The following is a 12,591-nucleotide window of genomic DNA, read 5'->3' as shown; positions in this document are numbered from 1 at the left end:
AGCGAAAAAACTAACAGGCTAAAAAGCGTGCTAGTTTAGCATAATCGATTCTATTATACACCCATCAATTCAATAGAATTATTATTCTATAATTTATCTGAGGTCTGATAGCTATAATTAATATAGATATCAGGTTTATGAGATATTGTTTAAATAAACCATAAACCTAATAAAATACAAATAGACTTTGTCGTGGCGCAGCTTACGCTACAAATGCAACGACTTCACCACCGATACCTGCAGCGCGTGCAGCACGATCACTCATGATGCCTTTACTAGTAGATACAATAGCAACACCCATACCTTGCTTAACAGTAGGGATAGCGTCTTTACCGCGATGCTGGCGTAAACCAGGACGGCTAAAACGTTGGATAGTTTCGATGACAGCTTTGCCTTCGAAGTATTTTAGTTCAATAGTTAGCGTTGCTTTGTTGTTGTCTTCAGCTTTTACAACAGCACTGGCTACATAACCTTCGTTAACCAATAGGTCAGCGATTGATTTACGTAGCTTTGAGCTTGGCATAGCTACAGAAACTTTATTAGCCATTTGTGCGTTACGAATACGGGTTAGCATATCCCCAACAGTATCTTGCATACTCATGTAACTACTCCTTACCAGCTTGCTTTACGAACACCAGGTACATCACCTTGCATGACACGTTCACGCAGCATATTGCGTGATAAGCCAAACTTGCGGAAGTAACCATGAGGACGACCTGTGATAGCACAACGATTGCGCAGACGTACTGGCGATGAGTTGCGTGGTAAAGCTTGAAGCTCTAACATCGCGTCCATACGCTCTTCGTCACTTGCATTCATATCACCGATAGTTTCTTTTAGCTTAATACGCTTTTCAGCATACTTTGCAACCATTTTTTCGCGCTTTAATTCGCGGTTAATCATGCTCTTCTTTGCCATAACGTCTTTACCTTATTTAAATGGGAAGCCGAATGCTTTAAGCAGCGCACGACCTTCATCATCAGTAGTAGCTGACGTAGTGATTGTAATATCCATACCGCGGATACGATCAATCTTGTCAAAATCTACTTCTGGGAATACGATTTGCTCTTTGATACCCAGTGAATAGTTACCACGTCCATCAAAGGCTTTAGGTGAAAAACCACGAAAGTCACGAACACGAGGAATTGCAACGGCAATGAGACGATCTAAAAATTCGTACATTTGCTCACCGCGTAGCGTTACTTTACAACCAATTGGCCATTCTTCACGAATCTTGAAGCCAGCGATTGATTTACGCGCTTTGGTGACTACAGGTTTTTGACCAGCAATTACAGTCATATCAGCAACAGCACCTTCAAGCAATTTCTTGTCTTGAGACGCGCCACCTACACCCATGTTTAATGTGATTTTGGTGATTTTAGGCACCTGCATCACGTTTCCTAAAGCAAGTTCTTCTTTGATCTTTTGCTTTAGTTCATTATTATATAAAACTTTTAATCTTGCCATTACCATTACACCCTTAGTGTCTTACGCAGTCGCCACAACTTCACCATTTGAACGGTAAACACGGTTTTTAACGCCGTCTTCGCCAGTCTGGTAAGAAATACGGTCTGCTTTTTGGGTTTGCGCATTTAAAATCGCAACGTTTGAGATATGTAGAAAAGCTTCTTGCTTAAGAATGCCGCCTTCAACGCCAGTTGCCTGATTTGGCTTCTGATGTTTAGTGACAATGTTAATGCCTTCAACTTTAATACGATCGTTTTTAACAGCTTGAACAGTACCTTGCTTGCCTTTGTCTTTACCAGCAATCACAACGACTGTATCGCCTTTTCGTAATTTAGCCATGGGTTACCTCACAATACTTCTGGTGCTAGGGATACAATTTTCATAAACTGATCACCACGTAGTTCACGAGTTACCGGTCCAAAAATACGAGTTGCAATCGGTGCTTTGTTTTGGTTCAACAATACCGCAGCATTGTCGTCAAAACGAATGACCGAACCATCTGGGCGACGAACGCCTTTTTTGGTACGTACAACTACCGCATTCATCACGTCGCCTTTTTTAACACGACCGCGAGGAATGGCTTCTTTAACCGTTACTTTGATGATATCGCCGACTGATGCATAACGACGATGAGAACCACCCAGTACTTTAATGCACTGAACTCGTCTTGCACCGCTATTGTCTGCAACTTCCAGCATTGACTCAACCTGAATCATAGCGTTACTCCACACGTATGAGCAATAAAAACCAGTTGCTGCCGCTAGCACAGTATGAGTTGACGGCATTTTAATATAAATAACCGCACCTTACTCTCAATGCTAGTGATACACGCTAGGTGCAATCAGCATCCTTAAAAAGGCGGCTATTTTAACAGCTTCTGGCTTTTAATGCAATTTACTTAGATTTTTTCTACTGTTTCAATCACTTCTACTAAAGTCCATGCTTTAGTTTTTGAGATTGGACGCGTTTCTTTAATACGTACAAGGTCGCCTTGTTGGCAAACGTTGTTTTCATCATGAGCTTTAATTTTAGTTGAACGACGAAGTTGCTTGCCATACAAAGGATGACGCACAAGACGCTCAATCAAAACAGTGATGGACTTGTCCATCTTGTCGCTCACAACTCGTCCGGTCAATAAGCTAGCATTGGTAGCTGGTTGATTGTTATCGCTCATGAGTCGCCTCGTTGTTTCTGGTTAATCAAAGTCTGAAGCTGAGCAATCGTGCGACGATTGCCACGAACTTCATGGGTACTCCCCAACTGACCTGTTGCTTTAGCCATACGAATACGGAAAGCATCAAGTTGCTTTTCATCAAGTAACTGAGTCAGTTCTTCTAATGATTTATCACGTAATTCACTGATCTTCATTACATTATCGTCCGCTTAACAATGGTAGTTTTAAAGGGCAGTTTTGCTGCAGCAAGCGTTAAAGCTTCGCGAGCAAGTTCTTCTGAAACCCCTTCGATTTCATATAGCACTTTACCAGGTTTGACTTCGCATACCCAATATTCTACAGGACCTTTACCTTTACCCATACGTACTTCTAATGGCTTTTTGGTAATAGGTTTGTCAGGGAATACACGAATCCAAATTTTACCACCACGTTTGATCTTACGAGTAATGGTACGACGTGCTGCTTCAATTTGACGGGCAGTCATACGACCGCGAGTCAAAGATTTTAGACCAATTTGTCCGAATGCAACGGTGCTTCCACGATGAGCAAGCCCAGTGTTACGACCTTTATGCATTTTACGAAACTTGGTACGTTTTGGCTGTAACATAGTTTAACCTCTGTCTGAGTTTCGACGGTTTCCACCACGACCACGGCGTTTTGGCGCGCGAGTCTGCTCTTCTTTAACGGGATTATAAACACTGTTCATACCGTCAAGGATTTCGCCACGGAAAATCCAAACTTTTACACCGATAGTGCCGTAAGTAGTTTCTGCACGTACTGACGCATAGTCAATATCAGCGCGAAGAGTATGTAAAGGTACACGACCTTCACGATACCATTCAGTACGAGCAATCTCAGCACCGCCTAGACGGCCAGACAACTCAACTTTGATACCTTTAGCACCAGAACGCATGCTGTTCTGTACCGCACGCTTCATAGCACGACGGAACATAACACGACGCTCAAGCTGACTTGCAATACCTTCAGCTACTAAACGGGCATCTAGATCAGGTGAGGTGATTTCTTCAATATTGACCTGAGCAGGTACGCCCATAATTTTGGTCAATTCTTTCTGAAGTCTCTCAATGTCTTCGCCTTTTTTACCGATAACAATACCAGGGCGCGCAGTGGCGATGGTAATCTTAGCAGCACCAGTAGGACGCTCGATCATGATGTTGCTGATCATAGCGTTATCTAGTTTTTTGCGTAGATAATCACGAACTTGAATGTCGTTAATTAGGTATTCTGAGTATTGTTTAGGGCTAGCATACCAGTTTGCGTTATGCTTTTTTACAACACCAAGACGGATTCCGATTGGATGTACTTTTTGTCCCATAACTTATTCCCCTACCTTTATAGTGATGTGACAGGTACGCTTGCTGATACGATCAGCGCGACCTTTCGCACGTGGTAGGATACGTTTTAGCGTAATGCCTTCATCGACGTAGATAGTAGATACTTTAAGCGTATCAATATCTAATCCGTCGTTGTGTTCAGCATTGGCGATGGCTGAGTTAAGACATTTCTTAACAAACACAGCGCCTTTTTTATTGCTATACGTTAGGATATCCAAAGCACGTTCAATAGATTTGCCACGAACTTCATCAGCAACGAGTCTAACTTTTTGTGCCGAGATGGCGGCACCGCGTAATTTTGCAGTTACTTCCATGGTAAGCACCTTATTTCTTAGCTTTTCTGTCAATGCCATGACCACGATACGTACGAGTCGGAGCAAATTCACCTAGTTTATGACCAACCATCTGTTCGCTTATAATAACGGGTACATGAGTACGACCGTTGTGAACAGATAAAGTTAGGCCAACCATTTGTGGCAGAATCATCGAGCGGCGCGACCAAGTTTTGATCGGTTTGCGTGAGTTGGCTGCAATAGCAGTTTCAACTTTGGCAAACAAATGCGCATCAATGAATGGACCTTTTTTCAATGAACGAGGCATGAAATTCTTCCTTTATTTCTTCTTGGCGCGACGGATGATCATTTTATCAGTACGCTTATTGTGACGCGTCTTAAGTCCTTTAGACTTCTGACCCCAAGGGCTAGTAGGATGGCGACCTTTGTTACGACCTTCACCACCACCATGTGGGTGATCAACCGGGTTCATTGCGACACCACGAACTGAAGGACGAATACCGCGCCAACGTGAAGCACCGGCTTTACCAAGTGATTTCAAGTTGTTTTCAGTATTAGATACTTCACCGATAACTGCACGACAATTGATATGCACACGACGAGTTTCGCCTGAACGCATACGTAGAATTGCGTAGATACCGTCACGACCTAGTAGCTGAACGCTTGCACCCGCTGAACGAGCCATCTGTGCGCCTTTACCGATTTTAAGTTCGATATTATGGATCACAGTACCCAAAGGGATGTTTTTAAGCGGTAAACAGTTACCTGGACGAATTGGAGATGCTTCACCTGACAATACTGTATCACCAACTGCTTGCTTTTTAGCGGCGATGATATAGCGACGCTCACCATCAGCATACTTCAATAACGCAATATGGGCAGTACGGTTAGGATCATATTCAATACGCTCTACAGTCGCTGGAATATTATCTTTAGTACGTTTAAAGTCAATTATACGATAATGTTGCTTATGACCGCCACCAATATGACGAGAAGTTATGCGACCATTATTGTTACGACCACCTGACTTACTTTTTGATTCGAGAAGCGCTGCATATGGACGACCTTTATAAAGGTGTGGATGCACCACTTTTTCAACAAAACGACGGCCTGGTGATGTTGGCTTTGCTTTTACGATAGGCATGAGTGTTATCCTTATTCGTTGTTCGCTGTTTCACTAGCAGGGGCAGCAGTAATAGCTACGTCCTCACCAGCATCAGCCATTTGTACATCTTGACCAGCTTTTAAGGTAACATAGGCTTTTTTATAGTCATTACGACGGCCGATGCTCTTACCAAAACGCTTTGTCTTACCTTTAACATTCAAAGTGTTTACTTTAGTAACTTCAACACCTTCAAACATCAGCTCAACTGCTTTCTTGACTTCAAGCTTAGTCGCTTTAGAATCAATTTTGAATACTTGTACACCAAGTGAGTCGCCAAGCATTTGAGATTTTTCTGAGAAGACAGGTCCTCTTAAGACCTCATAAAGTCTTGCGTTATTCATGCTAATGCTTCCTCAAATTGTTTCGCAGCTTCAACTGACATGATTACTTTATCAAAAGCAATCAAGCTCACTGGATCCACTTCACTTGTACCTAGTACATTGACGTGTGGAATGTTGCGGGCGGCTAAGTACAAGTTTTCATCAACTTCTTTAGTGATGATCAATGCACGTGGTGCATTCAATTCACTCAATTTAGCGATTAAGTCTTTAGTTCTAGGTGCAGACATAGTGATGTCTTCAACTAAAATTAAACGATCTTGGCGTATTAACTCGGCTAAGATGCACTGCATAGCACCGCGATACATTTTGCGGTTAACTTTTTGTGACCAATCTTGTGGTTTGGCTGCAAATGCACGTCCGCCCCCACGCCAGATTGGGCTACGAATAGAACCGGCGCGAGCGCGACCAGTACCTTTTTGACGCCATGGCTTAATACCACCGCCAGAAACTTCGGCACGGGTCTTTTGTGCGCGTGTACCTTGGCGAGCACCGGCTAAATAAGCGGTGACGACTTGATGCACTAGTGCTTCGTTGAATTCACGACCGAAAGCCGTATCAGAAAGCTCAACCGCCGCACCTGTAACTGTTTTTAAATCCACGTTAATCCCCTTGCTTAGGCTTTGACTGACGGACGTACGATAACATCGCCACCGGTGGCACCTGGGATAGCACCCTTGATGACAAGTAACCCTTTTTCGGCATCAACCGAAATCACTTCTAGGCCTTGAACAGTAACACGCTTGTTACCCATCTGACCCGCCATCTTTTTGCCTTTGAATACTTTACCTGGTGACTGGTTTTGACCAGTTGAACCATGTGCACGATGAGATACTGAGTTACCATGAGTAGCATCTTGCATGCTAAAGTTATGACGCTTTACAGGACCTTGAAAGCCTTTACCTTTACTATTTCCTGTAACGTCAACCATCTGACCTTCTGCAAACAAGTCAGCTAGAATTTCGCCACCAATAACGCGTCCTTCAAGATCGCTTTCATTGGCAAGGAATTCCCAAACACCACGACCGGCTTTTACGCCAGCTTTCGCGAAGTGACCTTTTTGAGCAGCAGTTACGCGGCTGTCACGACGAGTTCCAGTAGTGATTTGAATGGCTTGATAACCATCTGTATCAGTAGTTTTTACTTGAGTAATGCGGTTTGCATCGACCTCAATCACAGTTACAGGGATAGACGCACCTGCTTCAGTGAAGACACGGGTCATGCCGCATTTTTTACCGACTAAACCGATCGCCATTTTGAACCTCTTTATATCTTCTATTAATGGATTGGGCAATTAATGTGCATTAACCCAAAGCAATTTGAACGTCAACACCCGCAGCTAAATCTAACTTCATTAGCGCGTCCACAGTTTTGTCAGTAGGCTGAACAATGTCAACCATACGCTTGTGAGTACGGATTTCGTACTGATCACGAGCGTCTTTGTTAACGTGTGGCGAGGTTAAAACGTCGAAGCGCTCAATACGAGTCGGCAACGGTACAGGACCACAAACTTGCGCACCGGTGCGCTTTGCTGTATCAACGATCTCTTGTGCTGATTGATCAATCAAACGATGATCAAAAGACTTAAGACGGATACGGATTCTCTGGTTAGCCATGCCAGCAAGCTCCTAATATATGTTTTCGTCATTCTTGCAACGCAAGGTGATGACCAAAAGCCGTTTAAATAAATATTTACTCTAAGTCGTTGGTGATTCTTAGTAGAACTACTAACAGGCTAAAAGTAAAATAGTTTAAAGCCCCGCCGACTCTCCTATTAATTGGAAAGTAGCAAAGGCATATGAAATAGTGCTAGAAACGATGCTCTAGCTGTCATAGCGCCAGCGTTTTACTTGGCTGCGCTCTTATAATTCAGTAGTGGATATTATACAGAGTATTTGACTCAATGCAAGGGTAATGTTTAATGCCATAAAGAGTAATAATTAGCAGTATTAATTTTTAGTAAGGTTAGCTACTGCTAGTAAAAGCACAGATAAGATGGTTTTATCAATCCAAAACGATATCATATTGCTCTTGAGTATATAGATTCTCTACTTCAAAAGTAATAACTCGCCCTAGTAAATACTCTAAATCAGCAACGGTATCTGCCTCTGAGGTTAGCAGTAAATCAATGACTGCGGCATGCGCAACAACCGTAAACTTCTTAGGAGAGTTATAAGTACGCGCACAGCGCATAATCTCGCGAAATATCTCAAAGCATACGGTTTCGGCCGTTTTTACAAAGCCACGACCCTGACAAGTTAGACAAGGCTCACAAAGCAGCTGACCAAGCGATTCACGAGTACGTTTACGAGTCATCTCTACTAGACCCAACTCACTGACTTGAGTAATGTTAGTTTTGGCATAGTCTTGAGTAAGCTGTTCTCTTAAACTAGTAAGCACATCATCTTTATGCTCTTGTTCGAGCATGTCAATAAAGTCTAAAATGATAATACCACCTAAGTTGCGTAGGCGTAGCTGACTGGCAATAGCATGAGTGGCCTCTAGATTGGTTTTATAAACAGTATCCTCTAATGAGCGGCCACCTACATAAGAGCCTGTATTAACATCGATAGTGGTCATGGCTTCGGTCTGATCAATAATCAAATAGCCACCAGACTTGAGATCTACCCGACGCTTTAGCGCATCACGCAAATCTTCTTCAACGCGGTGTACATCGAATAGCGCAGGCTCAGCAGTATAATGCACAATGTGCGCTTCAATAAAAGGCACAAACTCTTTAGCAAAACGACGAACTTGCTCATAAATCTGGGCATTATCGACAATAACTTTTTCAGTGCCGGCATGTACTAGATCACGGATAGACCTTAGCGGTAACGACAGCTCCTGATAGATCAACTCTGAGCTTTGATGCTGTTTCATTTCTTGTTTACGGGCGCAAATAGTACGCCATAGTTGCAGCAAGTAATAAATATCTTCTTCTAGCTTATCTACTGGTACCCGTTCAGCTGCCGTACGAGCGATTAAACCCCCTTGTAGATTAACGGTTTGCATCAAGCTACCCAGTTCTGTCTTTAGCCGAGTACGCTCTTCTTCATTGTCGATGCGTTGCGAGATACCTATATGATCACTCGATGGTAGATATACCAAATAACGTGATGGCAGTGAAACATTAGTGGTCAACCGCGCGCCTTTGCTGCCTAATTGATCTTTAGTCACTTGTACTAACACGCGCTGGCCTTCGTGCAAGCGGTGTTGTATAAGGCTTTTACTAGCTACTGTGGCATTATCACTATCTTTTGAGCTGACTACTGGCAGGGTAACCGCTGATATATCAGGGATCTGATTACCATTCGTCTGATCACTATTAGACTGAGCACTATTGGCTGTGTCACTAAGGCTTTTATCACTATCTGATTGATCATCAGCCAAGTCTTTATTAGCTTTGTCCAAAGCCTTGTTAGTAGTAGGCAGTACGCGCGGCTCTCGTTGCATATCATTGACATGTAAAAAGGCGGTACGTGATTGGCCAATTTCGACAAAAGCGGCTTGCATGCCAGGCAGTACTCGTACTACTGTCCCTAAATAAATATTGCCTACTAAGCCAAGCTTATGATGACGCTCGATATAAATTTCACTAAGCACCCCATTATCTAAGACAGCTACTCGCGATTCTACTGGACTGACGTTAATTAGTAGCTCTTCCGACATAATATTTTCTCTTATCGCTAGTGGGGCTTATTAAGGGGTATTCTATAATCTATAGGTAGGTGTAATTTATAGCTAATATAGTGCACAAATAGGCAGTACTGATAGTGGATCAAAGCGCTGTGATTACAAAATTATAAAGCGTAGGCAGTGCCTTAGCTAAATTTGCCACCTACTGCGGTTAAATATCGAGGAGCAATTTTAACATCAGTCTTATACGGTATAGTTTTTTATTAGTAAATAAACTTCTCGCATCTAGTGTAACAAATGCGCCCTGCCCCTGCCTATCGTTGCCGTATCATTATGTGTCTTAACACCTTGGCAGCACAAGCAACTCTCGAACTAGATGATAGATTAATTAAAGCACTAGCCAGCAGATTAGCTATAGCTAATAATATCAGTATTGACTACTTGCTTCTTCGATCAGCGCTAAGGTCTGCGCCAAAGGCAATCCCACGACATTAGTATAGCTACCGTTGATAGCCGTCACCCAAGCGGCTGCTAAGCCTTGAATACCATAAGCACCCGCCTTGTCAGCTGGTTCACCACTGTCCCAATAATCAGCCATCATCGCTGGCGTTAAAGGTACAAAACTAACTTGGGTACGCTCGATAATTTGGCGCTGCCACAGCACTTGTAATGACAGCTCACTCTCAGCGTTATTTTGATCTCCTGAATCTGTCGATAAACTGGGTAATAAGGATATTTTTGTTGCTTGTACAGCGGTCCATACTTGATGGGTATTGGCAGACATCTGTTGCCACATCTGATAAGCGTGCGCACGATCTATCGGCTTTACTAATACCGTTTTGCCATCGGGCAATACCCCAATGGTATCAGCAGTAAGCATAATAAAAGGGTCAGATATACTAGCAAACAAACTGTTATTAGCTCGATAATCAGCGTTTAATTGCTCAACAGCAGCCGTTGCTTTGCTGGCTACCATACGCTCAATATAGTCTATTGGTGATTCATTACTTAAAGTACTTTCGTCGATATCTACACTAGTAATGTGCAAGTCGAGTTTGGCATTTGCCAATAGCTCACGCCGACGTGGTGAGCCAGAAGCCAATAAAATATGCATTATTTATCTCTTATTTGGTATTTTTGAATAATTAGCAAGTATTGAGCCTTCACAAATAGATACTGCTGATAGACGCTAGTGAATCAAAACGGCGCTGTAGACAAGACACCTATCGAAGCTAGTGCACATGGCTGTGTATCAGCATCAGTACTTATTAATATCATTACTTATTAACATCAGTATTTGTTAATGTAGCCAGCGAGAGTAGTCAGCCTTTAGCTAATAACCTCAAGTGCTGGTTTTGGCATCAGCTGCAACCGGTAGAGCTATTTTTTATCGCTACTATGCTGAGACTATAAGCTTAAAACAGAAGCTAGATATTTTTATTTATGCCATTATCTTAGGATTAGCATTTAATAAACACTGCCGATGGTTACAATGGTCGATGATCGAAAATCGAAGGTTTAAGGTCTGGGTAGTTATCGTGCGAATCTACGCAGGGCAAATAGCACTAAAGGCCAACTGAGAATGCTCATCAAGATAGATAACCCTGACTGGACGACAAATACATCTTGAGTAATAAGCTGCAATATCCAAAGACTTAACTGAAAAGCTATCAAGGCTAAAGTGGCAATCAACCAAGCGCTCGCTGTATTGAGCTGTTTGACATAGATACTGCTAATTTTGACTACTAAAGCTACAACTACTCCAGCGAAGGCTTGTTGTCCTAAGCGCGTATCTAACAATAAATCGGCAATAAGTCCGATAGTAAAAGCGGTGACCACCCCCACGTAACGTGGTTGGAATAATAGCCAAAAAATAAGTACCATCATCATCACCATCGGCCGTAAACTCGCCATAGCATGACTCAGCGGATAGACGTTTAGTGAGGAAGACAGTACAAAGCTCAAGGCAATGACTAACAGTAAAAGACCGGTTGCGTGCTCAGATTCTGGATATAGCATGACTGCCTACCTTAATGATGGATTGGTAGCCGTTACTAAGGTTTGGACGGGCCGATTACTTAATGACTGATTAGGGTGAGGACTAGAGGATTGTTGGTTAGCAGCTTGGCTTAAATTAGCGGTAATAGTACTATCGGTAGAGTCAGTGATCGCTGAAAATTCGGGCAGTTCACTGTCAGCAGCGATGCTTTTATCTTGTAAGATTAGCACATAGGCATTGTCAATGAAGTTAGCGGCTGGGGCGACTTGAATACTTCTAAAGTTATCTGCTGCCGTATCTTTAATAAGCTCTATACGCCCTACACTGTAGCCTGCCGGAATACGACCACCTAAGCCTGAAGAGATAAGCTCATCACCAACACGCACATCTGAAGTCTTAAATATATAATTTAGACCCAATGATGAAGGTATGCCTTTGCCAGTCACTATGCCACGCTGACCTGTACGCTTGACAGTAACAGCCACCGACTGCTGCTCATCCGTAATCAATAGAAGCCGGCTAGTATTAGGATAGACATTGATGATCTGGCCCAAAACCCCCTTTTCATCGATAACTGTCTGACCAACTTGTACCCCATCTTGTATGCCTTTGTTAAGCACTACGATTTGCTTCAATAGATTAGTATCAGTGCCAATCACTTGCGCCAGATTAAGATCAAACTGTTCCGGCTTAGTAGTCGATAGAATACCTTGCAAGCGTGCGTTTTGTGCCAATATATAGTCTTGCTGTTGCAGCTTAGCTTGGGCATGAATCAATTGTGATTTTAATTGTACGTTTTCGCGGCGTAGTGATTCCTTTGACTGACTCATACCTCTTGCCCAATGACCAGCATAACTAGGCAATAACGAAATCTCGTAGATAGGTTGCATAGCGACATGGCTCATATTACGGACTGGCTTAAACCATTCTGGATTTTTGCTATCAAACCACATAAGTATCAGCGCCGCTATTAATACAATAGCAGCTATACGTAGAGACAGGGGCTGGCGAGCAAAAATACTTGGAGTCATAAGGGTTCTAATTTAATCCGTAACCGGCGCTAAATATTAAAAAACGTTAACCAGCCTCATTTAGCACAGTGCCACTATCGCAAAAGGCAGCCTTTACGACTGCCTTTATTATTGGCTACTCTAACCTTATCGA

General features: G+C 42.8%; 19 protein-coding genes and 1 pseudogene. All 20 read right to left on the bottom strand.

Features of this window, described 5'->3' with window-relative positions; translation table 11 throughout:
- Window positions 1-202: 202 nt before the first annotated feature.
- Window positions 203-601 carry a 30S ribosomal protein S8 gene (gene rpsH / locus KZA12_RS11495; RefSeq protein WP_201623014.1) on the bottom strand — a complete coding sequence of 133 codons (399 nt, stop codon included), beginning with the start codon at window positions 599-601 and terminating at the stop codon, window positions 203-205.
- Window positions 602-612: 11 nt separating this feature from the next.
- Window positions 613-918 carry a 30S ribosomal protein S14 gene (gene rpsN / locus KZA12_RS11490; protein WP_201623013.1) on the bottom strand — a complete coding sequence of 102 codons (306 nt, stop codon included), beginning with the start codon at window positions 916-918 and terminating at the stop codon, window positions 613-615.
- Between the two features lie 12 nt (window positions 919-930).
- Complete coding sequence (rplE, locus tag KZA12_RS11485; protein ID WP_218690323.1) at window positions 931-1,467, bottom strand: 50S ribosomal protein L5; 537 nt, start codon at window positions 1,465-1,467, stop codon at window positions 931-933.
- 21 nt (window positions 1,468-1,488) lie between these two features.
- Window positions 1,489-1,806 (bottom strand): 50S ribosomal protein L24, encoded by a 318-nt coding sequence (gene rplX, locus KZA12_RS11480; RefSeq protein WP_201623011.1) that lies wholly within the window; start codon window positions 1,804-1,806, stop codon window positions 1,489-1,491.
- Between the two features lie 8 nt (window positions 1,807-1,814).
- Window positions 1,815-2,183, bottom strand: a complete 369-nt coding sequence (rplN, locus tag KZA12_RS11475) for a 50S ribosomal protein L14 (RefSeq protein WP_201572055.1) — start codon at window positions 2,181-2,183, stop codon at window positions 1,815-1,817.
- A gap of 182 nt (window positions 2,184-2,365) precedes the next feature.
- The gene (rpsQ, locus tag KZA12_RS11470; RefSeq protein ID WP_201623010.1) at window positions 2,366-2,641 is read right to left on the bottom strand and encodes a 30S ribosomal protein S17; all 276 of its coding nucleotides are present in this window, start codon (window positions 2,639-2,641) and stop codon (window positions 2,366-2,368) included.
- Window positions 2,638-2,835 (bottom strand): 50S ribosomal protein L29, encoded by a 198-nt coding sequence (gene rpmC / locus KZA12_RS11465; RefSeq protein WP_201623009.1) that lies wholly within the window; start codon window positions 2,833-2,835, stop codon window positions 2,638-2,640. The genes rpsQ and rpmC overlap by 4 nt, the downstream gene beginning before the upstream one ends.
- On the bottom strand, window positions 2,835-3,248 hold the full coding sequence (gene rplP, locus KZA12_RS11460; RefSeq protein ID WP_201623008.1) for a 50S ribosomal protein L16: 414 nt from the start codon (window positions 3,246-3,248) through the stop codon (window positions 2,835-2,837). Before rplP ends, rpmC begins: the two co-directional genes overlap by 1 nt.
- A 3-nt stretch (window positions 3,249-3,251) precedes the next feature.
- A complete protein-coding gene (rpsC, locus tag KZA12_RS11455) occupies window positions 3,252-3,977 on the bottom strand; it encodes a 30S ribosomal protein S3 (protein ID WP_201623007.1) in 726 nt (241 codons plus the stop codon).
- Window positions 3,978-3,980: 3 nt separating this feature from the next.
- Window positions 3,981-4,310, bottom strand: coding sequence for a 50S ribosomal protein L22 (gene rplV / locus KZA12_RS11450; protein ID WP_192523466.1), 330 nt, complete (start codon window positions 4,308-4,310; stop codon window positions 3,981-3,983).
- 10 nt (window positions 4,311-4,320) lie between these two features.
- Window positions 4,321-4,596 carry a 30S ribosomal protein S19 gene (gene rpsS / locus KZA12_RS11445; RefSeq protein WP_201623006.1) on the bottom strand — a complete coding sequence of 92 codons (276 nt, stop codon included), beginning with the start codon at window positions 4,594-4,596 and terminating at the stop codon, window positions 4,321-4,323.
- A gap of 12 nt (window positions 4,597-4,608) precedes the next feature.
- The gene (gene rplB / locus KZA12_RS11440; protein WP_201623005.1) at window positions 4,609-5,433 is read right to left on the bottom strand and encodes a 50S ribosomal protein L2; all 825 of its coding nucleotides are present in this window, start codon (window positions 5,431-5,433) and stop codon (window positions 4,609-4,611) included.
- 11 nt (window positions 5,434-5,444) lie between these two features.
- Window positions 5,445-5,795 carry a 50S ribosomal protein L23 gene (rplW, locus tag KZA12_RS11435; protein ID WP_201623004.1) on the bottom strand — a complete coding sequence of 117 codons (351 nt, stop codon included), beginning with the start codon at window positions 5,793-5,795 and terminating at the stop codon, window positions 5,445-5,447.
- Window positions 5,792-6,394, bottom strand: coding sequence for a 50S ribosomal protein L4 (gene rplD / locus KZA12_RS11430; protein WP_201623003.1), 603 nt, complete (start codon window positions 6,392-6,394; stop codon window positions 5,792-5,794). The genes rplW and rplD overlap by 4 nt, the downstream gene beginning before the upstream one ends.
- Window positions 6,395-6,408: 14 nt before the next feature.
- Window positions 6,409-7,047 carry a 50S ribosomal protein L3 gene (rplC, locus tag KZA12_RS11425; RefSeq protein ID WP_218690322.1) on the bottom strand — a complete coding sequence of 213 codons (639 nt, stop codon included), beginning with the start codon at window positions 7,045-7,047 and terminating at the stop codon, window positions 6,409-6,411.
- A 49-nt stretch (window positions 7,048-7,096) separates the two neighbouring features.
- Window positions 7,097-7,408 (bottom strand): 30S ribosomal protein S10, encoded by a 312-nt coding sequence (gene rpsJ / locus KZA12_RS11420; RefSeq protein ID WP_025644420.1) that lies wholly within the window; start codon window positions 7,406-7,408, stop codon window positions 7,097-7,099.
- Between the two features lie 388 nt (window positions 7,409-7,796).
- The gene (locus KZA12_RS11415; RefSeq protein ID WP_218690321.1) at window positions 7,797-9,461 is read right to left on the bottom strand and encodes an Rne/Rng family ribonuclease; all 1,665 of its coding nucleotides are present in this window, start codon (window positions 9,459-9,461) and stop codon (window positions 7,797-7,799) included.
- A gap of 394 nt (window positions 9,462-9,855) precedes the next feature.
- A complete protein-coding gene (locus tag KZA12_RS11410) occupies window positions 9,856-10,542 on the bottom strand; it encodes a nucleoside triphosphate pyrophosphatase (protein ID WP_218690320.1) in 687 nt (228 codons plus the stop codon).
- A gap of 419 nt (window positions 10,543-10,961) precedes the next feature.
- A complete protein-coding gene (gene mreD, locus KZA12_RS11405) occupies window positions 10,962-11,447 on the bottom strand; it encodes a rod shape-determining protein MreD (protein WP_201622999.1) in 486 nt (161 codons plus the stop codon).
- A gap of 189 nt (window positions 11,448-11,636) precedes the next feature.
- A pseudogene (mreC, locus tag KZA12_RS11400) lies at window positions 11,637-12,458 on the bottom strand (rod shape-determining protein MreC); the annotation flags it as partial.
- Between the last annotated feature and the right edge of the window lie 133 nt (window positions 12,459-12,591).

Origin of the sequence: Psychrobacter sp. BF1, assembly GCF_019279065.1 — a bacterium.
GTDB lineage: Bacteria > Pseudomonadota > Gammaproteobacteria > Pseudomonadales > Moraxellaceae > Psychrobacter > Psychrobacter urativorans.
This window is presented reverse-complemented; position numbering and strand designations above follow the sequence as displayed.